Source organism: Phyllobacterium sp. YR531 (genome assembly GCF_000282595.1).
Lineage (GTDB): Bacteria > Pseudomonadota > Alphaproteobacteria > Rhizobiales > Rhizobiaceae > Phyllobacterium.
Map to the genome: position 1 here is coordinate 119116 of NZ_AKIZ01000014.1, position 22833 is coordinate 141948.

22 protein-coding genes and 1 pseudogene are annotated in these 22833 nt (G+C 55.2%); 9 read left to right on the plus strand and 14 right to left on the minus strand.

Features of this window, described 5'->3' with window-relative positions; genetic code table 11:
- A complete protein-coding gene (locus tag PMI41_RS05035; RefSeq protein ID WP_008122453.1) occupies positions 1-765 on the plus strand; it encodes an alpha/beta hydrolase in 765 nt (254 codons plus the stop codon).
- A gap of 10 nt (positions 766-775) precedes the next feature.
- Here PMI41_RS05035 and PMI41_RS05040 read toward each other — a convergent pair whose 3' ends face one another.
- Positions 776-1675, minus strand: a complete 900-nt coding sequence (locus PMI41_RS05040; RefSeq protein WP_008122454.1) for a LysR family transcriptional regulator — start codon at positions 1673-1675, stop codon at positions 776-778.
- Between the two features lie 104 nt (positions 1676-1779).
- On the opposite strand from PMI41_RS05040, the gene PMI41_RS05045 reads away from it, so the two are divergent.
- On the plus strand, positions 1780-3291 hold the full coding sequence (locus tag PMI41_RS05045; protein WP_008122457.1) for an MFS transporter: 1512 nt from the start codon (positions 1780-1782) through the stop codon (positions 3289-3291).
- Here the strand turns inward: PMI41_RS05045 and PMI41_RS05050 are convergent.
- Positions 3288-3782 carry an SH3 domain-containing protein gene (locus PMI41_RS05050; protein WP_244423905.1) on the minus strand — a complete coding sequence of 165 codons (495 nt, stop codon included), beginning with the start codon at positions 3780-3782 and terminating at the stop codon, positions 3288-3290. The genes PMI41_RS05045 and PMI41_RS05050 overlap by 4 nt on opposite strands.
- A gap of 253 nt (positions 3783-4035) precedes the next feature.
- Between PMI41_RS05050 and PMI41_RS05055 the strand changes: the two genes are divergently transcribed.
- Entirely contained in the window at positions 4036-5037 is a 1002-nt protein-coding gene (locus PMI41_RS05055) for a D-glycerate dehydrogenase (protein ID WP_040853888.1), read from the plus strand.
- 40 nt (positions 5038-5077) lie between these two features.
- Here the strand turns inward: PMI41_RS05055 and PMI41_RS05060 are convergent, their stop codons facing one another.
- From PMI41_RS05060 to sugE, 4 genes are all read right to left on the minus strand, one after another.
- A complete protein-coding gene (locus PMI41_RS05060; protein WP_008122463.1) occupies positions 5078-5482 on the minus strand; it encodes a DUF126 domain-containing protein in 405 nt (134 codons plus the stop codon).
- Complete coding sequence (locus PMI41_RS05065) at positions 5479-6735, minus strand: aconitase X catalytic domain-containing protein (protein ID WP_008122466.1); 1257 nt, start codon at positions 6733-6735, stop codon at positions 5479-5481. The genes PMI41_RS05060 and PMI41_RS05065 overlap by 4 nt, the downstream gene beginning before the upstream one ends.
- Positions 6725-7504 (minus strand): molybdopterin-synthase adenylyltransferase MoeB, encoded by a 780-nt coding sequence (locus PMI41_RS05070; protein WP_008122467.1) that lies wholly within the window; start codon positions 7502-7504, stop codon positions 6725-6727. The genes PMI41_RS05065 and PMI41_RS05070 overlap by 11 nt, the downstream gene beginning before the upstream one ends.
- A 268-nt stretch (positions 7505-7772) precedes the next feature.
- A complete protein-coding gene (gene sugE / locus PMI41_RS05080) occupies positions 7773-8087 on the minus strand; it encodes a quaternary ammonium compound efflux SMR transporter SugE (protein ID WP_008122468.1) in 315 nt (104 codons plus the stop codon).
- Between the two features lie 269 nt (positions 8088-8356).
- Between sugE and PMI41_RS05085 the strand changes: the two genes are divergently transcribed.
- From PMI41_RS05085 to PMI41_RS24165, 3 genes are all read left to right on the plus strand, one after another.
- Positions 8357-9286 (plus strand): adenylate/guanylate cyclase domain-containing protein, encoded by a 930-nt coding sequence (locus tag PMI41_RS05085; protein ID WP_008122469.1) that lies wholly within the window; start codon positions 8357-8359, stop codon positions 9284-9286.
- Positions 9287-9388: 102 nt separating this feature from the next.
- Positions 9389-10399, plus strand: coding sequence for a hypothetical protein (locus PMI41_RS05090; RefSeq protein ID WP_008122470.1), 1011 nt, complete (start codon positions 9389-9391; stop codon positions 10397-10399).
- A 159-nt stretch (positions 10400-10558) separates the two neighbouring features.
- Entirely contained in the window at positions 10559-11710 is a 1152-nt protein-coding gene (locus PMI41_RS24165; RefSeq protein ID WP_008122471.1) for a DUF2778 domain-containing protein, read from the plus strand.
- A gap of 67 nt (positions 11711-11777) precedes the next feature.
- Here PMI41_RS24165 and PMI41_RS05100 read toward each other — a convergent pair whose 3' ends face one another.
- Positions 11778-12983: an MFS transporter gene (locus tag PMI41_RS05100; protein WP_008122472.1), complete on the minus strand. Its 1206-nt coding sequence runs from the start codon at positions 12981-12983 to the stop codon at positions 11778-11780.
- Between the two features lie 115 nt (positions 12984-13098).
- On the opposite strand from PMI41_RS05100, the gene PMI41_RS05105 reads away from it, so the two are divergent.
- Positions 13099-13686: a TetR/AcrR family transcriptional regulator gene (locus PMI41_RS05105; RefSeq protein ID WP_008122473.1), complete on the plus strand. Its 588-nt coding sequence runs from the start codon at positions 13099-13101 to the stop codon at positions 13684-13686.
- 8 nt (positions 13687-13694) lie between these two features.
- Here the strand turns inward: PMI41_RS05105 and PMI41_RS05110 are convergent, their stop codons facing one another.
- Together PMI41_RS05110 and PMI41_RS05115 are read right to left on the minus strand one after the other, a co-directional pair.
- Positions 13695-14024 carry a metalloregulator ArsR/SmtB family transcription factor gene (locus PMI41_RS05110; RefSeq protein WP_008122474.1) on the minus strand — a complete coding sequence of 110 codons (330 nt, stop codon included), beginning with the start codon at positions 14022-14024 and terminating at the stop codon, positions 13695-13697.
- Positions 14011-14457: an SRPBCC family protein gene (locus PMI41_RS05115; protein ID WP_040853815.1), complete on the minus strand. Its 447-nt coding sequence runs from the start codon at positions 14455-14457 to the stop codon at positions 14011-14013. Before PMI41_RS05115 ends, PMI41_RS05110 begins: the two co-directional genes overlap by 14 nt.
- Before the next feature lie 133 nt (positions 14458-14590).
- Here PMI41_RS05115 and PMI41_RS05120 point away from each other — a divergent pair, with 133 nt between their 5' ends.
- Both PMI41_RS05120 and PMI41_RS05130 read left to right on the plus strand, forming a co-directional pair.
- The gene (locus PMI41_RS05120; protein WP_008122478.1) at positions 14591-14809 is read left to right on the plus strand and encodes a DUF2945 domain-containing protein; all 219 of its coding nucleotides are present in this window, start codon (positions 14591-14593) and stop codon (positions 14807-14809) included.
- A 400-nt stretch (positions 14810-15209) separates the two neighbouring features.
- A complete protein-coding gene (locus PMI41_RS05130) occupies positions 15210-15623 on the plus strand; it encodes a pyridoxamine 5'-phosphate oxidase family protein (RefSeq protein ID WP_008122480.1) in 414 nt (137 codons plus the stop codon).
- A 56-nt stretch (positions 15624-15679) separates the two neighbouring features.
- Here PMI41_RS05130 and PMI41_RS05135 read toward each other — a convergent pair whose 3' ends face one another.
- The 5 genes and pseudogenes from PMI41_RS05135 to dnaA form a co-directional block, all read right to left on the minus strand.
- Positions 15680-17341: an L-lactate permease gene (locus PMI41_RS05135; protein WP_008122482.1), complete on the minus strand. Its 1662-nt coding sequence runs from the start codon at positions 17339-17341 to the stop codon at positions 15680-15682.
- Positions 17342-17502: 161 nt separating this feature from the next.
- On the minus strand, positions 17503-18666 hold the full coding sequence (gene recF / locus PMI41_RS05140; protein ID WP_008122484.1) for a DNA replication/repair protein RecF: 1164 nt from the start codon (positions 18664-18666) through the stop codon (positions 17503-17505).
- Positions 18667-18683: 17 nt separating this feature from the next.
- Complete coding sequence (gene dnaN / locus PMI41_RS05145) at positions 18684-19802, minus strand: DNA polymerase III subunit beta (RefSeq protein ID WP_008122486.1); 1119 nt, start codon at positions 19800-19802, stop codon at positions 18684-18686.
- Positions 19803-20012: 210 nt separating this feature from the next.
- Positions 20013-20918 (minus strand): LysR family transcriptional regulator, encoded by a 906-nt coding sequence (locus PMI41_RS05150; RefSeq protein WP_008122489.1) that lies wholly within the window; start codon positions 20916-20918, stop codon positions 20013-20015.
- A gap of 385 nt (positions 20919-21303) precedes the next feature.
- Positions 21304-22803: pseudogene (gene dnaA, locus PMI41_RS05155) on the minus strand (chromosomal replication initiator protein DnaA); the annotation flags it as partial.
- Between the last annotated feature and the right edge of the window lie 30 nt (positions 22804-22833).

Genomic DNA, 22833 nt, shown 5'->3' on the forward strand with positions numbered 1-22833 from the left:
ATGGCGCGAACACGATATTGGCAGCAGGTGGCGGCAGCAGTCATCTTGAGTTTGATGTTTACGTCGACTTTGACCCGAGTTGCCTCTGCACAGACAAGTGATGCCCCTGTCAGTATTGTGGTTAGCGGCGGCGAAACAATCTCCATTGGCGGTGTGAGCAACATTCTCATCCGAAAAGATGATGCGAAGGCAAGTCTGATTCTTCTGACTGGCGGCAATGGCAAGCTGGATGTTGGGCCGGATGCCAAGTTCAGCAGCGGTGGTGACAATGTGCTCATCCGTAATCGTGATGCTTTTGCCCAAAAAGGTTTCAACGTGCTGCTGGTTGAAAGCGGCACCAGTCTGCCTGCAGCTGTCAAGGCAATGGCCAAGATCAAGCGGCCAGTGACGGTGGTGGGCACAAGCGCGGGCACGCAGCGTGCAGCGCAGGGGCTGGTCGAAGGTGCCAAGCCTGACAGGCTGGTGCTGACATCGGGCTTTCTCAGCCGTGGATCAGGACCATCGACCAACATGATGACAATCCTGCCCTATGCGGAACTCTTGCCACCAACCTTGGTAATACATCATCGCGAAGATACCTGCCGCTTTACCAAGGCTGGCGGAGTTGACCCGTTTCTTGCATGGGCCGGTGGCAGGGCGAGAGTTGTCTGGTTGAGTGGAGGTATTACCGAAAATAATCCCTGCAATTCGCGGGCGCATCATGGCTTTAACGGCCAGGATGCCGAACTCGTCTCAAAAATCACGGAATTTGCCGGAAAGCCTTGAAGGCACGACCCTAAGCGAGCCTTCTGGCAGATTTAGGCGCTGGAGCAGCTTTGGGCGGTTCAGGCATGTCTGAAATCAGCTTGCCGAACTCCCGTGCCGCAGCGGTTTTGCTGCCGCCACTCCAGATCAGGGTGAAGGCTGCCTGCGGCAGTGATGGCAGCCCGTACTGTCCATCAATGACTTTCATGCCCGGCCGGACGTCGCTTTCCGGCAGTACGGTAATTGCCAGTCCCGACAGCACCGCCGCATGCAGGCCGTGTTGACTGGGTGAGGTAAACACCACGTGCCATTGAATGGAGGTATGGTCGAGCGCAGCAACTCCCGCTTGCCTGTGGAAACAGGGTATTGGCGATAAAGCGAGGGGAAGGGAGGCGCCGGAAGCGATCGTAAAAGTATCGGACGCAACCCAGACGAGCTGGGTCCAGCGCAATATAGTGGCCTTGTCCGAATCTTCTTCTCCTGCCAGCACAACAGCCAGATCCAGATCATCATTCTCGACCATAACGCGCAGGTCGATATACGGGCCGACATGAACATCGAGGCGTGCGGCAGGAAAGCTGCGGGCGAACTGGCACAGCAAAGTTGGCAGGCGGTCGCCCATGAAGTTTTCCGGCACACCGAAACGCACAATCCCGGAGACGGGCGAGGGCTTGAAGCGACGTGTCAGCGAATCCAGCATCTCAATGATTTGCTCGGAGCTGCGCAGGAAATCTTCGCCGTCCTCGGTCAGGGTAAGACTGCGGGTCGTGCGATGCAAAAGCGGGCGGCCTACCTGTTCTTCCAGGCGCCTGATCTGGTGGCTGATGGCAGACTGGGTGAGGTTCAGGCGTTGCGCGGCGCGGGTGAAGCTTCCCGTATCAACAACAGCAACAAAAGCACGCAGCAGAGCGGGATCGAAGTCGATAATCATAATTAATGACCATTTATAATAAATCCACAAAATTAAATCATTTCTATCATGAATGGCTCTTGGCTACAACGGCGGCACCTCATCTCAGCAAGGAGCAAGCCCCCATGACAAACTCTCACTCTGGTACAAGTGCTTTTGCGCTGGCAGCAGTGTGCCTTGCGTCTCTCATGTTCGGTCTGGAGATATCGAGCGTACCGGTGATCCTGCCCATTCTCGAAAAGGTACTGCACGGCAGTTTCAACGAACTGCAATGGGTGATGAACGCCTATACGATTGCCTGCACTGCTGTGCTAATGGCTGCGGGTACACTCGCGGATCGCTTCGGCCGGAAAAGGCTGTTTGTTATCAGCATCGCGCTTTTCGGCATCACATCGCTAATATGCGGACTGGCTCAAAGCATGGGTGTGCTTATCGTCAGTCGGTTCCTTCAGGGCATGAGCGGCGGCATTATGCTGATCACGCAGATCGCCATACTTTCCGAACAGTTTCAGGGGGCAAGGAAACGTGGCCGCGCCTTCGGCATATGGGGTATTGTCTTTGGCATTGGGCTTGGTTTTGGGCCGATCATTGGCGGGCTGATTGTCGCTGCGATCGATTGGAAATGGGTGTTTCTTGTCCATGTGGCGATTGCCGCATTGACGCTTGTTCTGGCGCTGGGCGGCGTAAAGGAGTCTCGCGATCCTGATGCGAAGCGTCTGGATATTTTCGGCATGATCACCTTTTCGCTGGCGGTGTTCTGTCTCGTCTATTTCATTACACAGGGCCCGAGCCTCGGCTTTACGAGCACAATCGCACTCAGCATTCTTGCCGTCTCGGCAGCGAGCCTGATTGCCTTCATCATCATCGAAATGACCCATACATATCCCATGTTCGACTTCTCGGTTTTCCGTGTGAGAAATTTCTCGGGAGCGTTGCTCGGCTCGATGGCAATGAATTTCAGCTTCTGGCCATTCATGATCTATATGCCGATCTATTTTCAGGGCGGACTAGGCTATGGCAGCGTTGCTACGGGGCTTGCTTTATTGGCCTATACGCTGCCAACGCTGATATTTCCTCCGCTGGGCGAAAAACTTTCGCTGCACTATCAACCGGGCGTAGTCATTCCCGCAGGTCTGTTCACAATCGGGCTCGGCTTTGCCTTGATGTGGCTCGGCAGTGGCGGGGCAAGTGCCAGCTGGCTGACAATGCTTCCCGGCTCGCTGTTGGCAGGTATCGGCCTCGGGATAACCAATACGCCTGTGACCAACACCACGACCGGCTCGGTTCAAAGCAGCCGTGCGGGCATGGCATCTGGCATAGACATGAGCGCCCGCATGACATCGCTGGCTATAAATATAGCCCTGATGGGCTTCATCCTGGTCAGCGGCGTTGCTTCATATATTGAGCGAATTAAACCCGGCATTGACGTGGCAAAATTGCACTCCACGGCTGAAGGCGTTGCATCCGGAAATATTGCCGGGGTTGAAGCACTGCTGTCCGCGCCGGTCGTGCGGGAAGCGCTCATCCACGGCTTTGGCTGGGTCATGCTTTACGGCGCGGTTGGCGTCTGGATACTTGCGGCAATCAGCTTTGTTGTTTTCCGGAAAGGCAGGGTGGCCGCACCTTCACCAGCTTAATCGTCAAACTTCTCGCCGGGATAGGCACCCCAGATATCGGTCTGGCGCATCCAGCCGCTTGCGCCGCCGAAGACCACACGGCAGAAATCGCCGTTACAGTTTTTTAGCGTGCCGAGTACGCCCGGCTGCACTTTGGCAACAACAGCTGTCTTGTCATCCGCCTTGGAGAAGACATTGAGCATGACGCCGTCCTTGTCCTTTTGCCAAGGCGCTGTCATTCCGGTGCGCTTGCCGGAGAGCAGAGATTGGTAAACCCAGCCCTCGGTGCCTTCCGAATCGCGAATTCGCCGCCAGTTGTCATATTCCTGTACGATCTCTACAGGCAGGCCGGACTTGAGGAACAGCCAAGTCACCGCATAGTCCCGTCCGGGTCCAACACGCAGGTTGACGCGCCCGGGCTTCAGGCTGACGAAACGCGGCAGCGGCAGTCCGCTCGGGCCGATCTGTCCTGCAGCGGTGGCGCTGGAAAGATGCGGAACTCCCAGCGAAATTGCCGGAACGAGTGCCGCCGCAAGGCTTGCAGTGATGGTGAAGAGGCGGAATTTCTTAAAGTTCAACAATATTGGTCCTTCATCGTTCGGCCCGTAATGCGGACAATTTCCGCCCGATCCTTGAACGATCCTTGTTTTTCTTTGTCTTCTGTCCGCACCCTTGATAGACAAGTATCCGAGCGGCTAGTTAGCAAGGACAGTTTGCAACGGTTTGGTTAAAGAGCTCTCAATATTGCAGGCGAAAGGGAGGGGAATATTGGTGAGCAAAAAGCCTCTGGTCGTAATTACCCGCAAATTGCCGGATCCAATCGAGACGCGCATGCGCGAACTTTTCGAAGCGCGGCTGAACGTAGATGACCGGCGGCTGACCAAGGCGGAACTTATAGAGGCAGTTTCGCAGGCCAATGTTCTCGTGCCGACTGTTACCGATCGTATTGATGAAGAAGTCATCAAGGCGGCAGGCCCGAACCTCAAGCTGATCGCGAATTTCGGCAATGGCACCGATAATATCGATGTTGTTGCAGCCGCCGCGCGCGGTATCACCGTGACCAACACGCCGAATGTCCTGACCGAAGACACCGCCGACATGACGCTGGCGCTGATGCTGGCCATGCCACGCCGTCTGGTCGAGGGCGCTTCCATCCTGCTCGATGATGGCAAATGGGAAGGCTGGGGGCCGACATGGATGCTTGGACGCCGCATCTGGGGCAAGCGCCTTGGCATTGTCGGGATGGGCCGAATTGGAACAGCTGTGGCGCGCCGCGCCAAGGCTTTTGGCCTTTCGATCCATTATCACAACCGCAAACCGGTAAGCCCGAAGACCGAGGAAGAGCTGGAAGCCACCTATTGGGAAAGCCTCGACCAGATGCTCGCCCGTATGGACATCATCTCGGTTAATTGTCCTTCGACACCTGCAACATTTCACTTACTCTCGGCACGCCGCATCGCGCTGATGCAGCCAACGGCGTTCATCGTCAATACGGCGCGTGGCCAGATAATCGATGAGCAGGCGTTGATCGATCAACTGGATCAGGGCAAATTGTCGGGTGCAGCGCTTGATGTGTTCGAGCATGAGCCCGCCGTCAATTCCAAGCTGCGCAAGCTCGCCAAGGCAGGCAAGGTGGTGATCTTGCCGCATATGGGCTCCGCCACGCTGGAAGGCCGTATCGACATGGGTGAGAAAGTAATCATCAATATCCGCACCTTCATCGATGGCCACAGGCCGCCAGACCGGGTGCTACCGCGCGAACGGTGAGAATTGAGCCTGAGGTTGGCAAACCACTAATGCCACGATTTTAGCTAAAGCTGATTGAACCTTCAGCACTAATAAGAACTTGCCGCTCAACTAACCCCGCAAACTCCCCGCGATCCAACCGCAAAGCCATTGGCGTAGTGTGGCCCATCTCCTGCGCGACGATCAGGCCAAGCAGCAAAATTGCATCTGGCTCGTGCAGGATGATGGCAGCGGGGGCGAGATTGGCCGAAACAAGCTCAAGCAGCACCGCTGCAGCGGAAGACGAGCCAATCGTGCCGGGAAGGCAAAGTACCTTGCCGGTGATGGAAATGCCGTGCTGCGGGTGGCGCACATCGGCAATCAGCCCGGTTTTCGGATTAACGCCGCCCCAAAAGCTGATCGGCGCTGTCAGCACCAGCGCTTCGGCCCGAGTTGCCTGACCCTCGACAAGAATTGCCGCTTTCATGCCGCTGCACCAAAGACCGGTTTTGCCAGCACGGCACTTTCGACGCATTCGGCCATTGATCCGTAAATGACGCCATAGCCGGTATTGCCGGGTGCGTAATGCGCAAATTTGCCGGAATTGGTCATCAGCACCGCATCCTTGATGTCAGGCAGGATAGGCGTAACCACCACACAGGTGTCAGCAACAATGATAACGCCAGAAGCTTCCAGCAACTGGCGGCGGCCATTGCCCTCCAGTGCCGCGAGAGCGTGGCGACCCGTGCAGGCATAGAGCGGTATCTTTAGTTTGCGCCCGGCAATGAGATTTTCCAGCCGGTCAAACTCCACTGTGGAAAGATGCGGGCTGCCGATAGCAACGGCGTCAATACGCTTCATGTCTTGCGCGGTAGAAAGACGGCGGCGCGAATCCATAACCATCTCGTTGGTGACTTTGATTGTCGCTTGCGGAGCCTGATGATGCAGCGCTGTTGCAAGGTCCGGCGCTTCGGGGGTCACGCCAGCCACATGGAAAAGCCCAACGGCACCCGCCGAAGCGGAGGCGGCACCAAAAGCTTTCAACGCATCTTCGCCGGGGTGAGCATTGATCCCCGCAACCACGCCGACCGCATCACCAATTTCGCGGCCGAACAGACTGCCAAGGATCGGCCACGCCACTTCCGATGTTAGAAATGTAGGCTCAAGGTCAGAAACATCGAATACCACCGTGGCACGGCGATTTTCCGGGCGATGAAAGCCGTAATAGGGCGCAAAACCCGCAATGGCACAGGCAATGTCTAAGAAATCGCCATATCGATTGGTGCGTGCACCAAGCACTGAATTGCAGAAAACAACGGCATTGGATTCGCCCCATGCGACGTCGCTGCCAAGCGCTGGTCGATGGCCTGCCTGATAGGGCGCGCAGGTCCAGCTCGGTTCGCAGCCAAGCGTGCGATAGGCATCCATCATACGTCGCGCCATATCGCGCTCATGCACAGGAAGGCGGTTTTTCGAGCAACCTGTAAGGTCGAGCGAACCGACATTCAGCGTGGCGCGCACCGCAACCTTTGCGTCGCCTTCGACCAGCTTTTCCGCAAACAGCGTGCCGCTGTCGCCATGATAGAGCGCGCCGTCAATATGCGCGGAAGCAATCGGGATCAACGAAGGCGCGCCCATCAACCGCGCGGTGGCAGCAACGATACGCATGGCCATGGCAGCGCCTTCGCCCCGCAAACCGTTGGCTATGGCCTGCTGTTCGGCTGAAAGCTCAAGCGCCATCGGATTTCCGGGCCTTGTATTTGATTGTTTCAAAACGCGAGGTCAGCGCATCATAAAGCAGCAGCTTGCCAATCAATGGCTCGCCTATGCCTGTGACCAGCTTGATGACCTCGGTTGCCTGCAATGTGCCGATGACACCCGGCAGAACACCCAGAACACCGGCCTCCGCACAAGCTGGCACAAGACCGGGTGGGGGCGGAGTGGGGAATAGGTCCCGGTAGGAGGGATTCGAACCCCCGGATTCGTTCGTGGCATAGGGCATGAGCGTGGTCAATGACCCATCGAACCGCCCGAGCGCTGCCGAAACCAGCGGACGCTTTTGCTCGTGACAGGTATCGGCGAGCAGATAACGCGTATCGAAATTGTCGGATCCATCAACAACGATATCGTAACGGCTGATGAGATCAGCGGCATTGTCCGGAGCAATGCGCATATCATGCACTTCTGCAATGACATGGGGGTTGATGGCGGCAATGGCGCGCGCGGCGCTTTCTCCCTTGGGAGCGCCGACAAGATCGGTTGAATGAATGATCTGCCGCTGCAGATTTGACAGGGAAACGCGGTCATCATCGATAATGCCAAGTGTGCCAATGCCCGCGGCTGCAAGATATTGCAGGACCGGCGCACCCAGCCCGCCAGCACCCACCACCAGAACACGCGCACGCTTCAGCTTCTGCTGGCCGGGACCGCCAATCTCGCCAAGGATGATATGGCGGGCATAGCGTTCAACTTCGGAAGAGGAGAGGGCGGTGTCTGGCTGGTCGGTCATGCTGTTACTTTAAGGGATGCTGAACCTGAAACCAATGGTGATGATTGGTCTCTCCATTGGTAGCTTGCAAACCCTAATACGTGGTTCGACGGGGCTCACCATGAGGAAAGATGGCGTGTGGCAAGAGCCAAAACGGCCGGTATTGGCGATGTTTGTGCACTCAGCATACCTTTCTCATGGTGAGCCCCGTCGAACCACGCACAAGTTTAATGCAAGCCCTCCTGAGCTAATCGAAGGGCGAGCCGCGCAGAATGCTTCTGCTACATAGCTAAGCCAGGAACTTTAGCCCGCCAATTCCGGCAACGATGAGCCCGATGCACACCAGCCGCACCACTGTTGCGGGTTCACCGAAAATATACATGCCGAGCAGTGCCGTGCCGACTGTACCGATCCCGGTCCACACCGCATAGGCGCTGCCTACGGGGAGATCACGCAGAGCAAGCCCGAGCAGGACCACGCTGATGATCATGCTGCCGGCCGTGAGTACGGAGGGAGTGATCTTGGTAAAGCCATCGGTATATTTGAGCCCGATGGCCCAACCGATTTCGAAAAGTCCGGCAACAATGAGAATAATCCAGGCCATGACGACCATCCTTTTGAACTGTCGGGCCGTCCCGGATTGTCTGAAGCACTGCGGCGCAGCGGAAGGTCGTCCTTCGCGGATTTATTTAAGGGTGGGAAATGCGTTAGGCAAGCCAGCCAAGCGATGAGTATTTTTGGTGTTTAACATCAAGCGGAGTGAAGGGGCGCAAATGAGCCTTCCCACAAGTCGTCTCAGCCTATATTCTACAGGCGATACAGCGAGGCTTCCTCGCTGTATCAGCAAGGCAATAATCCGGGGAGAACGGACGCATGCCCGAGACGCGTCGTAAGCTGACCACGATCTTTTCCGCCGATGTTCAGGATTATACCCGCATGATGCGGGATGATGAGGAAGGAACGCTCCACACGCTCAAATACTACCGCGATGCCATGAGCAGGCTGATCGATGCCCATCACGGGCGGGTCATCAATACATGGGGCGATGGGTTGATAGCCGAGTTTTCCAGTGTTGTTGAAGCGGTACGCGCTGCCCTTGATGTGCAGACCGAACTTGCCGGTTACAATTCCGACCGACCGGACGAAACGCGCATGCTCTTTCGCATCGGCATCAATCTCGGCGATGTGATTGTGGAAGGCGATGATATTTACGGCGATGGTGTGAATGTCGCGGCCCGTCTGCAAGCCTCGGCTTCCGCTGGCGGCATCGTGATTTCGAACACTGTCTACGATCAGGTCCGCAACAAGGTTGCCGTGGGTTTTGAATGTCTGGGACAGCTTCAGGTCAAGAATATTGAAGGTGGCGTCCTCAGCTATGCCGTGCGCATTGGCGAGGAAAAGGCTCCGGAAACGCCAGCAAAACCTTTTGTCGAGCCTGTTTACCCCGCTGCCGAGCAGGCGACGGCAAGAAGTATAGATACGGCGCCCAGAAATGTGAGCCTGTGGCTGCTGGCGGTAATTGCCGCCGGGCTCATCGGGATCAATGTGCTTTCATGGGAAGGCGAATTCTGGGCTCGCTGGCCGGTGTTCTTCATGGCTTTGGCGGCCGCGCTGCTCTGGGTGCGGAAAACGCATAATATCGATCGTTTTATTGGCACGCTTGCCGTTGTCGGACTGCTGCTTGTCGGGATCAATCTTCTTTCATGGGAAGGTACGTTCTGGGCCGCATGGCCTCTCCTTGCCATAGCAGTTGCCGGCGGTATTCGGTGGGCAACGCGCCAGCGCGGCAGCGTCGGGAGTTGATCGACAGAGCCGTGCGGTGCTGATTTTACCTGGCTTGACAAGCGCTCAGTTATATTACTAATAGTAACTTACTAATAGTAATATAAGCTGGGAAGCCCTGCCATGACCAATCACACAAATGCCCCCGTTCTCATTCTAGGCGCTGCCGGATTTGTCGGCAGCCGTACAGTCAGGATACTGCGCAAGCTCTATCCGGACCTGCCCATCGCAATCGCTGGCCGCGATCAGGAAAAAGCCCATACGCTTGCAGCAGAAGTTGGCAATGCGCATGTCGTGCAGGTGGATATCCAGCGTGCCGATCTGGGACTTGACGCGGGTGCAGACTACAGCGCCGTTGTGGCTATTCTGAAAGAAAACACGCTCAACCCGCTAAAATATGCTCAAGCAAAAGGCCTGCCATATCTGAGCATGGCCGATGGCGCTTTTGAAATCGGACCGGCGGTCGCGTTCCATATGTACAAGCCGCAGAGCGCACCTATCCTGCTCGCCAGTCATTGGACGGCAGGGATGGCGACGATGCCTGCCCGTCACTTTGCGGATGAGTTCCGGGCGGTACGCTCCATAGAGATCGCCGTAATTCTTGATGAAGGAGATGTAGGTGGGCCCATGGCCTATGCCGATGTCGAAGAGATCGCGCAAAATTCCCCGCGTCCGCTCCTGCTTGATGCGGGCATCTGGCGTTGGGCTGGCGAACCTCTAGCTGGCCGAAGCGTCCGGGATATGACGGGCGCGGAGATCGACGTGCATGGCATGAGTGTGCTTGATGTATTGAGCCTTGCCGCATCAACCGGCCTGAGTTCCGTGCGTTTTGATTATGGCATGGGACAGACTGAGGGCAGCCGACATGGCGGATCACCCTCGCATGACATGATCATCGAGATCGAAGGCGAACGAAAGGATGGCAGCGAAGGGCGCTCACGCATTGACATTGTCGCTCCGCAAGGCGTGTCCGGTTTGACTGCGCTTGGCGTTGCTCTGGGTATCGAGCGATTGCTTGGTCTGAGTGGCGGCGAGCCGGTCGCTCCAGGGCTTTATTTCCCCGAGCAGATTATCGCACCCGCCCATGCAGTGGAACGTCTGACCGAATTCGGCGGACAAATCCGTCAGTCTTGAATGCCATCAACCACTTGGTAACCAAGTTTCTTCATTCTCTGTTTTCGTCAGCAATCGCCATTCGGGCATGTGTTTTGCCCTCGGCCATAATCCTGCCCTTACGGCAGTGATTTTGCGGGGTGCTGATGTGTTGAGTAAAGAGTTCGGGAAGCTTGTATCATGGCGTTTGCAGTCAAGACGGTCAGGGGCGCCAAGCCTAAAGCCAACAAAGACCGTCATACAGGGCGGAGATTTCTGTCCGCCGCCTTCCTTGCAGGTATGGGTGTAATAGGCTCTCTGGGCGCTGTTGCTGCCGTCGTCAGTCTGCAGCGTGGTGTTGTCCCGCATGCCTCGGCGAGCGCCGGTAATCCGGCTATACGTCCTTTCGCAGCACATTCCGTGGCTTTGGTTACCTACGATACGACGCGGAAAACACCGAAATTTCCACGTGTGCCGGAGCTGAAGCAGGCGGGCTGGCAGGTCAGCGATTTGGATGAAGGCTCTGTTATCGGGCAGGATGGCGAAGTGATTGTCATTACCCCGCCAAAGCCCAAAGTGGTGGTGGCGGCGAAACCGCCGCTTGATCCAGATGCCTTTGAAGCGCGCGCCGCCGGTCTTGATATGATGCAGGTCGCATCGATCTATACGCCCGTCCGGTCTTACAGTTCCCTCGATGCGCCTGCACCGGCGGAAATCGTGGCGCTCGAAGAACCCGGTCCGGCCATTGGTACATCGCCGCAGGAACCGTTCAGCCTTGTTCTGGCCGAAACGGACGATGATACGGAAATCCCCTTACCAGGCATGAGACCAAAGCGGCTTGTCGATGCTGCAAAGCGCGCACCGCAGGTGATGGCCTATGCGCCGCAGGACAACAATATTCAGGATATCGCCCCGAGCTACCGTCCCGCGCCGGTGCTGACTGCCCGAGCCCGTACGGCCATCTACAGCATTGAGCAGAAGACGGTTTATATGCCGAACGGCGAACGTCTTGAAGCGCATTCCGGTCTTGGACCGATGCTCGACGATCCACGTTTTGTGCACAAGAAGATGCGTGGGGCAACACCGCCGCACACCTACAGGTTGACGATGCGAGAAGCTCTGTTCCACGGGGTGGAGGCGATCAGACTCAACCCGCTCGATCCAAGCAAGATCTTCGGGCGTGACGGCTTGCTGGCTCATACCTATATGTTGGGCAAGCGCGGCGATTCAAACGGCTGCTTGGTATTCAAGGATTACAAGCGTTTCCTTGCAGCCTTCAAGCGGGGCGAGATCACACAACTGGTCGTGGTTGCCCGCCTGCCGGGTGGCTCAACCAACGTTGCATCGCGGTAGAGCAAATTATGAAAGGCAAAGAGCAGGAAGCGCAAACCTTCCTGCTCTTTTTTGTTGATACTGGTGATTAGAGCGCTGTTTTAAGCTGCCCGTGCGGTTTGGGGCCAAAGTTTAGATAGAAGGTGACTGCAGCGATGAAGGCGAGCAGACCGGAGCCGACAGAGACATAGAAGCCGCTGCTGGCACCGTAATGGTCGATGGCCCAGCCCGATAGCGATGAACCAACCGCCATGCCAATGCCGACACCTGTCATCGCCCATGTGATACCCTCAGTCAGTTTGGCAGCTGGGACCAGCCGTTCGATCAGACCCATGGAAATGATCACAGTAGGTGATACAGCAGCACCGGCCAGAAAGAGAGCAATGGACAGAGTGCTTATACCGGTGACGATCAGCAATGGCAGCGTTGTCAGCATGGCCAGACCAATTGCCAGCAGGAACTGTTTTGCCAGCGGCATTTGCAATTTCAATGTGCCAAAGACAAGGCCAACGATGAGCGAACCCGTTGCATAGCTGGCGAGCGCAATGCTGGCTGCGGCCTTCCAGCCTTGCTCTTCGGCAAATGCGATTGCGGTAACTTCAGCAGTGCCGAACAAGGCGCCCACAGCGGCCAATGTAATGGCAATCAATTGCAGCGATGGCAGGCGGATTACTGAAGTGTTGCCCGTGCGATCCTGCGGATGGATTGCCGGTTCAGTGGATTTTTGTGCAACGAAAAGCACGCTGCCAATGGCGAGAAAAAGCGTGGCTGCAAGCGGGCCTGCTTGCGGAAACAAACCGACACTGAGGCCGATAGCGATGATAGGTCCAACCATATAGATGATCTCATCGACAATGGATTCAAAGGCAAATGCCGTGCGCAGCTTTGGCGTATCGCGATAAATTTCCGTCCAGCGTGCGCGAACAAGCGCGGTCATGCTGGGCATGAAACCGGAAAGAACAGCGAAGAGGAACAATGTCCATGCGGGTGCATCGTAACGGGCCGAAAGCATCAGTCCTGTAAGTGCAAGCACTGTGATGATTGAGGACATGGGAAGCACGCGGCCTTGGCCAAAACGATCAACTAGCCGCGATACCTGCGGCGCTATGAGCGCATTTGACAAGGCGAAGGTGGCGGAGACCGCACCCGCGAGCCAGTAGGTGCCGTGGGTTTGCGACAACATGGTAACGATACCGAGTGTAACCATGCTCAGGGGCAGGCGGGCAATGAAGCCGGTAGCCGAGAACGCAACGCTTCCCGGTGCTGCGAAAATTTCTTTGTACGGATTTGCCATGACAGACATCCTTCGGTTGATAGCCGCCATTGACATACACGGCGTATATAAATGAAATAGTTGCATACGCCGCGTATGTCAACTAATATACGCAGTGTATGTGAAAGGAAATTTGATGGCCCACAAACCGCGTAGCGAGATGATCGTTGAAACCCGTGCAAAGTTGCTGGCTGCCGCACGGCAGGCTTTTGGCACGGTAGGCTATGCGGAAGCCTCGATGGATGATTTCACCTCATCGGCAGGGCTGACGCGCGGCGCTCTCTATCACCACTTCGGCGACAAGAAGGGCCTGTTTGAAGCAGTTATCGCGCAGATCGATGCCGAAATGAACGAGCGTCTGTTCAAGGCCACTGCTCATATGCCAAGCCGCTGGCAGAGATTTGTCGAGGAAAACGTTATCTACGTTCAAATGGCGCTAGAGCCGGAAATACAGCGCATCGTGCTGCTGGATGGACCAGCTATTCTGGGCGATACAGCAAACTGGGCAACAACGAATGCCTGCATTCGCTCCATGACTGAAAATCTTAAATTGTTGCGGGATGAGGGCGCTATCAAGGATGTAGACCCGGAAGCCATGGCCCGTTTGCTGACCGGGGCGTCCACTCAGGTCGCCCTCTGGATTGCGAACTCGACGGAACCTGAAGCCACGTCCCGCCGGGCCGTGGAAGCCATAAGGCAATTGCTCGAGGGCTTGCGCGCCTAGAGCAAATTTTAACGCTCGACAAAAGCCCGCAGTCGTCCGAGAGCATCGTCCCATTGACGTGAAACACTGTCGAGATAGGCACGTATATCGTTGATCGGCTCCGGCCGGAATGCAAACTGGCTCTCTCGCCCGACCTTCTTGCTGATCACCAATCCGGCGTCCTCAAGCACTTTGAGGTGCTTGGTGACAGCCTGGCGGGTAATATCAGTGTCTGACGACAAACCGGCAATTGAACGGCTTTCCCCATCGCTGAGCTTTGCCAGCAGCGACAAACGAGTTCTGTCACCAAGGGCTGCGAACAGCGGCGCAGGATCTGTGAGGGCGCTATCGTTCAACATAGGCTTTGATATTCTTCATCTGCTCTTCCCAGCCACCCTCATTTGCACGCATGGCCTCGTTGCGGCGGTGCGTGGGAATGGCATCGAAGCCGGATTCGATCCCCCTCAGATGAGTTCCATTTTCTGTGGCCTTCAGATGGAATTCCACCACAGTCGGAGCTTCCCCGGAGTAATCCACGTCAGGGTCAATGGCATAAGGGTGCCATGTGAAGCTGAACAGATGTGGCGCATCCATGGCCTTGATTGTCACTTGCCATTTTACATGTTCGTATCCGGGGTAGGTGATGTAACCCGTGGAAACTTCACCAACCACGAAGGGCTTTTCAATTTTAACGCGAAACCATTCGCCGAAAGCTTGGTAGTCAGTCAGGGCGTGCCAAACCTTCTCAATGGGTGCGTTGAGTTCAATGTTCTTTTCGATACGATCTAACATCATGCAACCTCCTTGTTGCATGTTATTTCGCATATACCAAAATGAAATGCAACCATAAAGTTGCATTTTATCGCAAATGGAACTTTTCAGGCTATTATAGCTTTGAAAACCAGATGCAGCGCAGGGAAGTACCATGACTAAATTCTATAATGGCAACATCGTTGAATGGGACTGGGGAAACGGCACCGGCACGGGCAAGATCGTCCACACATTCACCAGCAAAGTTACGCGGAAAATCAAGGGTGCAGAAGTGACGCGCAAGGCATCCAAAGACGATCCCGCCTATCTGATCGAACAGGAAAATGGCGACAAGGTTCTTAAAAGCGGCTCGGAACTGAAGGCCGCGGGTTGATCGAGAACCAAGTGTCCTCCCTAAAGATCATCCCGCAGTTTTTCCTGATCAGTCCGCTCAGGATCGGGCCAATAACCCACATCCTCTTCTACTGACTTTTTCCGTACCGGAACTTTAGATTCTTGCTGACTTGGCTCGCGTTTGGGCTCGTCATAAGGCATAAAACACCCATTTATTGAAATAAGTAAGTAATTGGAAACAATAGTCTGACAATTCAGGCGCAGCTTGACCTTGAGTAGTTTTAAGCCTGAACCGCTTCAATATCTTTTGAAAATGCCGCATCCAATATTGCAAGTCAACAAATGTTTGCGAGGGCAAAATAAGGCTCTTGTGAAGGCAACAATACTGAACCAAACCTTGCCTGGTGCGTTGCCCTTTCATAACGAAAAGGGAGCAAGCCATGAGCAAGAATATTTCCTACCTCGCAGAAAAGATGCGCGATATCGATATCTGCATGTTGATGACGCATACCAAAAACGGTGCCATTGCCGGTCGCCCGATGAGCAATAATCGGCAGGTCGATTATGACGGAGATTCCTATTTTTTCACGTGGGATGACGCACATATGGTCGCCGATATTGGCGGGAATTCCAAAGTTGCGCTGACTTTTCAGGGAGAGAAAGCCTTTGCGATTTCCCTTGAAGGAAAGGCAGAGGTTATCAAGGACAAGAAGAAATTCGAAGAACACTGGACGCCGGATCTCGACGATTGGTTCAAGGACGGTGTCGATACCAAGGGATTGGCGATGATCAAGGTGCACGCAGACCGGGCCCATTACTGGGACGGCGAAGAAGAAGGCGAGATAAAACTCTGATCCTCAAACAAAAAGCGCAGCCACTGGCTGCGCTTTTTCCATCTTGGCCGAGTCGATCAAGGTGGCGTCACAATCATCCACGTAAAGACGTAAGCCTGCAGCATGACCAGAATGCCGACCAGACAGGCCAGAACAATCGAATGCTTGAAGACAAAGCGCAGGATTGTTCCTTCATGCCCGTACCAGTTGGTTGCGGTTGATGCGACGACGATTGATTGTGCATCAATCATCTTGCCCATGACACCGCCGGAAGAGTTGGCCGCACCCATGAGAATTGGCGAAAGGCCAAGCTGCTCCGAAGTTATCTTCTGCAGATTGCCGAACAGCACATTCGATGCCGTATCAGAACCTGTTAGCGCCACCCCGAGCCAGCCAAGCAAAGTGCCGAAGAACGGATAAAGTACTCCGGTCGTTGCAAAGGCCAGCCCGAGAGTGGCATCTATGCCGGACAGCCGTGTGAGCGTGCCGATTGCCAGCATTGCGGAAATGGTGATGAGTGAGTAGGAGCAAAGCTTGAGCGTGCGTCCATAGCTGCGGATGAGCTCAAGCGGTGTATAGCCCATGAGAAATCCGGAAATGATGGCTGCAATCAGCATGCCCGAGCCGGTGTAAGACAACCATGTAAATGCAAAAACGGCTTTCTCTGGCGTTGGTGTTGCCGCGATTGGCGCAACTTTCATGATCTGCTCGTTTAGGCCCGGCACAGGATAGTTCCATGTGGCCCACGGATTGACCGAGCCCTTGAACCAATCAGTCCCCCATAGCAACAACACTGCGCAGACGATGATCCATGGCGTCAGCGATGCCCAGACTTCAGCGCGAGTCGGCTCTTTCTTCGATTGTTTTACCGGCGGCACCTGGCTGGCGGAATCATCTCGAATGCGCAGGGCGGTCGATGTCCAGATGACCTTTGGTTGCCATATGCGCAGAAAGCCGATGAGGCAGGCCATGGAGATCAGCGAAGCACCGATATCGACGATCCAGGGATTGATGTAGTTCGAAATGAGGAACTGCGGAATGGCAAAGGACAGGCCTGTAACCAGAATGGCAGGCCAGACTTCCTTCATCCCCTTATAGCCCGCAAAGGCCCACACCACCCAGAACGGAATAATGACAGAGAAGAACGGCAACTGCCGCCCTACCATTGCGCCGAGCAGGAACGGATCGATGCCGGTCACGCTGGAAAGACCGGCAATTGGTGTGCCAAGCGCGCCATAGGCAACAGGAGCCGTATTGGCGATAAGCGAAAGCCCAGACGCTGCGAGCGGCGAGAACCCAAGGCCGATAAGGATTGCCGCCGTTACGGCAACCGGCGTTCCAAAGCCGGAAGCGCCTTCAAAGAAGGCTCCGAACGAGAATGCGATGAGCAGGATCTGCAATCGTCGGTCGCGTGTCACGCCGCCGATCGTATTTTGCAAGGTCTCGAACACGCCTTTTTCAACTGTCAGCCGGTAGAGGAAAATGACGTTGAGAACGATCCACCCGATGGGGAAAAAGCCGGTAATGACCCCCAGCAATGAAGCACGCAACGACAAGTCGGCGGGCATGGTGAAAATATAGATGGCGACAAGATTGGCGGCGATGAGCGCAATAATTGCTGCAAGATGAACTTTGACTTTGTTGGAAGCAATCAATGCAAGCAGGATAACGACAGGTATCGCAGCGGCTAGTGTCGACAGAACAGCATTATCAAAGGGATTGTAAACCTGATTCCACATAATGAATGCTCTCCCATCATTAATATATGTGTCAGATTCCTTCAGTAATTACGCGAAGCAGCTATATTGCAAGCAGAACTTATAAGCAGATGGGCGTAGAGCGAGTTAATCCACTTGATTTATTGAATGAGCATGAACTTGCAAGGTCGCAAGGACCTAACTCAACTTGCTTTCACTTCGCCATGTGACACATCAAAGAATTGCGCGCGTCCTTCAAGGCTTTTGAACAGTGCCTTGTCTGTACCTGTCATGAAGGCTTGGCCGCCAAGCTCTTCTATAATGTCGAACAGGGCAGCTCGGCGACCTTCATCAAGATGCGCGGCGATCTCGTCCAGCAGGAGAATGGGCGCCATCCCTGCCAGCTCCCCGGTAAGGCGCGCGTGGGAGAGTATGAGCCCAATCAAAAGCGCTTTCTGCTCTCCCGTAGAGCAAAGCTCGGCAGGCATGGATTTGGGCCTGTGCCGGACAAGCAGATCGGAGCGATGCGGACCGTCAAGTGTGCGTCCGGCTGCGCGGTCGCGCGCGCGGCCATCATGCAAAGCCCGGCGGAAGGTTTCTTCGACATCCGTTGCAGCTTCAATGCCGACGCGCTGTTCCAATTCGCCTTCAAGCAGGCAATCAGCCTTGGGGAAGGGGGTGTCATCCGGCATGCGTTCAATCATGCCATTGATGAGGCGCATAAGCTCCGCGCGGGCAGCTGCGATTGCAATGCCCAGCTCTGCCATGGGCGTTTCAATGGCATCAAGCCATGAATCGTTAGCGCGGTCTTCCGTAAGCAGTCGGTTACGGCTTCGCATGGATTTCTCATAATCGAGAACCCGCTTGCCATGTGCAGGATCGATAGCAAGCACCATGCGGTCGAGAAAGCGCCGCCTGTCAGCAGCGGGGCCGGTAAACAGGCCGTCCATCGCTGGAACCAGCCAAAGAATGCGTGAATAATCGAGAAGATCATCGGCACTTGATGCTGTCACGCCATTGACGCGGACACGCCGAGCCGTATCGCCGGGCGCGTTTCCAGCGAGGCCCGTTCCGACATCGACTGAACCTTCAGCCGTATCAATGGTGGCATGAATGGCAAAGCCGTCGAGAGCATCATTGCGCGTAACATCCGTGTAAGCGGCGCGGCGCAATCCGCGACCGGGAGACAGAAACGAAATCGCTTCGAGAAGATTGGTCTTGCCTGCGCCGTTTTCCCCGGTAAGCACGACATGCGATGGTGCAAGCCGTAAAGACAGGCTTTCGTAATTGCGGAAATTGCTGAGCTTCAGCCTGCCAATGGAAACGCGGGCTGGCTTGCCCGCGTCCAAGATGGGATCATCGGTCATGGGATTTTGGAGCGGGATTAAACCCGCATCGGCATGAGCACATAAAGCGCATTCTCGTCGCCGGTATCACGCACGAGTGTTGGCGAGCCGGCATCTGCGAGCATGAAAATCGCTTCCGATCCTGTCAATTGCGCCGTGATATCAAGTAGATACTTGGCATTGAAGCCGATCTCGATTGCATCTGAGTCGTACTCAGCAGCGAGTTCATCCGTTGCACTGCCGGAATCCGGATTGTTAACGGTAAGCGTAACCTGACCTTCAGCGATAGTGAGTTTGACCGCCCGGCCGCGTTCGCTCGAAATCGTTGAAACGCGATCAACAGCGGAGGCAAAACTCTGGCGGTCAATTGTCAGCTTCTTGTCATTGCCGGAAGGAATGACGCGCTGGTAATCCGGGAAAGTACCGTCGATCAGCTTGGAAGTGAGTACAACCGAGCCAATTGTGAAGCGGATTTTGGTCTCCGATAGCTCGACAGTGACGACAACATCCGGATCATCGACCAGCTTCTGCAACTCGGCCACGGTCTTGCGCGGAATGATGATGCCGGGCATGCCCTCGCTGCCAGCAGGCGCTTCAAGCTCGGCACGGGCAAGACGATGTCCATCCGTGGCGACAGCACGGAGCTTCAAAGCACCGTCACTTTCAATGGCGTGGAAATAGATACCATTGAGATAATAGCGGGTTTCTTCGGTCGAAATGGCAAACTGCGTACGATCGATCAGGCCTTTGAGGGCGCTCGAAGGGATGCGGAATGTGTGAGTGAATGTCCCTGCTGTAAGCTCTGGAAAATCCGATTGCGGCAGGCATTGGAGACGGAAGCTCGAGCGGCCGGAGGTCACGGCCATGGAATTGCCATCGGTATTGGTCGCCAGCATCACTTCCGCGCCATCGGGCAGCTTGCGCACGATATCATAGAGCAGATGTGCAGGAACCGTGGTTGCGCCCGCCTGCTCGATTTGGGCTGCTGTCGCTTCCGTTACTTCCAGGTCAAGGTCAGTTGCTTTCAGGGCCAGGCTGGCACCGTCGGCATGGAGCAGAACGTTCGACAGGATCGGAATAGTGTTACGTCGTTCAACCACACGGTGGACATGGTTGAGCGACTTCAGAAGGTTGGAACGTTCAAGAGTTACACGCATGATAAACCGGTCTCACTGACTTTTGCCAAACGATAGCGTCTGGTGGCGGGGAGGCATTCCCCTAGGTCAAGCAAATTGGCAGAAAACAGACGTAAAAAGCAAGCCTGTGGGAAAGAACACATGCCCTCGCCGCAGGCTTTCTGTTGATAAGCTGTTGAACAGCAATGCACGGATGCAACCAGCGGCTAAGCCATTGCACTCACCCGGAGCTTAGAGCACTTCAAACTCGCCCGAACGCAGATATTCAGCCATATAATCGAGGAATACCCGAACGCGGGGAGTAAGAAATCTCCCTTTGGGCATCAGCACCCATAATGAGATGGGGTTTGAACGATTTACGGTTGCGAGAATCTCTACCAGACGGCCCTCTTTTACCGCTTGAGAAACAACAAAGTCCGCCAGTCGCACAATTCCATGTCCGGCAAGAGCCATATCAAACAGCATGCCCACATTGTCGGATGAAAAAGAGCCTGTAGGGAGAAACGATACAATCCCGCCGCCCGTTTCGATAGGCCAGCTGGCGGGCGGTGTTTGACCAGACAAGGCAATGCAATTGTGATTGGACAAATCCGATAGTGAATCAGGTATGCCGTATCGTGCCAGATAGGCGGGGGAAGCACAAATCAATCGACGGCCACGCGCGAGTTCACGGACAACAAATTCCGTCCCGACTGCAGCACTGCCGCGAATGATTATATCGACTTGCTCGCTAACCGGGTCAACGAGGCGGTCGGTAAGGCTAAGGTCGATTCTTACCTCCGGGTAACGTTCAAGAAAACCGGGTATTGCGTGCAGGAGAGTTTGCTTTGAAAACCCCGTACTGGAATTGATCCGCAACAGACCTTTTGGATGAGCGCGAGACGAAGCAACATCAGCTTCCGTCCGCTCAATCGAGTTCAGTATTTCACGGGCACGCTCAAGATAAAGCGTTCCTTCCGGGGTAAGCGCAAGCCGGCGAGTGGTCCGCACCAGCAGCCTTACACCCAGCCTGTCTTCGAGACGGGAAACCAGTTTGGACAAGGCAGACGGGGTAATGTTCAGATCCCCGGCAGCCTTGGCAAACGATCCAAGATCTACAATCCGTGTGAATGCTTTCATACTGTCGGACGAAGACATATTCATGAATTCCAGTCACGAGTGAGTGGCAAATTTGAACGATTATCTGCCTGCAGAGCTATGATAAATCTGGGCCCTTGTCCATTCGCAACTGGTCATGCTCATGCAAAACGAAAAACCATCAAAGCCGGATTCCGTTCGGAATGGATCATTTGACTATGGTGGATATCACGCTCTCGTCGCGCGCCATCGACGACGCGTCAAGGCTGTGTTGCTTCGCCGGTGCTTCTGTAGAATATGGCGGCTCCTCTCTAGGTTGCAGAGAGGCTGGACCGGATCATAATGTGAATGAATATTCGGCCATTTGACGATCTAGTAGGTAATCTGCGGAGAAGAACACGTGTCTTCGCCGCAGATTTGTTTCGATAAGCCGTAGTGACGCTGCTTACTGCGCCTGATCGTTGATGAGGCGCTTGAGCAGTTCAAGCTCCTGCGACAGTTTCTGATCCTTGCCGACAATATCCTCGATCTTGCGCACGGCATGAAGAACAGTCGTATGATCACGTCCGCCAAAGCGTCGGCCAATCTCGGGGAGGGAGCGCGGTGTCAACATCTTAGCAAGATACATGGCGATCTGGCGTGGCTTGACGATGGTGCGCGTGCGGCGGTTCGACAGGAGGTCCTGCTTGGAAACATTGTAGTGGCGCGACACGATGCGCTGGATTTCCTCGATACGGATGCGCTTGGCTTCACCGCCACGCATCAGATGGCTCAAAAGCTCGTCCACACGATCTACCGAAAGGTTTGGCTCGAAAGTCTGGCGGAACAGGAGCTGGTTGAACGCACCTTCAAGTTCACGGCCGCTGCCGGTAACAGAGCGTGCAACGTGATCAAGAATTTCCGGAGTAATATCCAGCGACTTGTCTTCAGCCTGCGCCGCTACAAGCCGGCGCTGGAGAATTTCGAGACGCATCGCATAGTCTGGCGAAATCATTTCGAGGGCAACACCGCCCTGAAGGCGCGAACGAACGCGTGGATCAAGCGATTCCAGTTCTGACGGCGGACGATCGGCAGCGACAACGACCTGCTTGGCGCTGTCGAGCAGCGTGTTGATGAGATGACAGAACTCATGCTGGATCGACTTGCCTTGCAGGAACTGCATATCGTCGATGATGAGAAGATCGATATCGCGCAGTTGTTCCTTGAAGGAGAGGGCATTATTGTCGCGAATGGCAGTTGCAAAGCGCCACATGAAGTATTCGGCAGTCAGATAGACAACGCGAGCGCGCTCCGGGCGCTTCAGGGCTTCGGCTGCAATGGCTTGCAGAAGATGCGTCTTTCCGAGACCGACCGAGGCGTGAATGAACAGCGGATTGAAGCGGACAGCGCTGGCACCTGCATCGGCAATGGTACGGGCTGCGGCAAGGGCAACCCGATTTGGCGTGCCATCGACAAAGGTATCGAATGTATAGCGCGGATCAAGCGGTGAGCCGAAAACAGCATTCTGCGCGCGATCTGTGAAGTGCGCGGGTGTCTTCTTGTCGGAAGCGAGGTTGCCAACAGGGAATACCGGCTTTTCACGGGCGAAGCCGGACTTTTCAGAGCCAATGCGCTCTACGCCGAGAGTTTCGCTACGTAATGCGCTTTCTTCGCATGCAGGGCGGATCGGCGCGCGGCTTGCGCTGCGGAAAACGATCTCAACCTTGAGAACCTGCTCGTCCTCTTCACGCCAAAGCGCTGCGATCATGTCTGCATAGTGATTGTTGATCCACGAGCGGAGAAATGCTGTTGGAACGGATAGCCGGACAATGCTCTTGGATGTTTCATCCAGCTTCAGACGGCCAAACCAGCTTGAATAGACTTCGCTTCCCAGTTTCGCCTTCAGCTTGAGTTTCACACGCTCAAAGATCGCTTCGCCCGGACTGGTGGCTATCTCCATAGATTTCCCCTCACCCATGTGGAGCGGGACCATGGC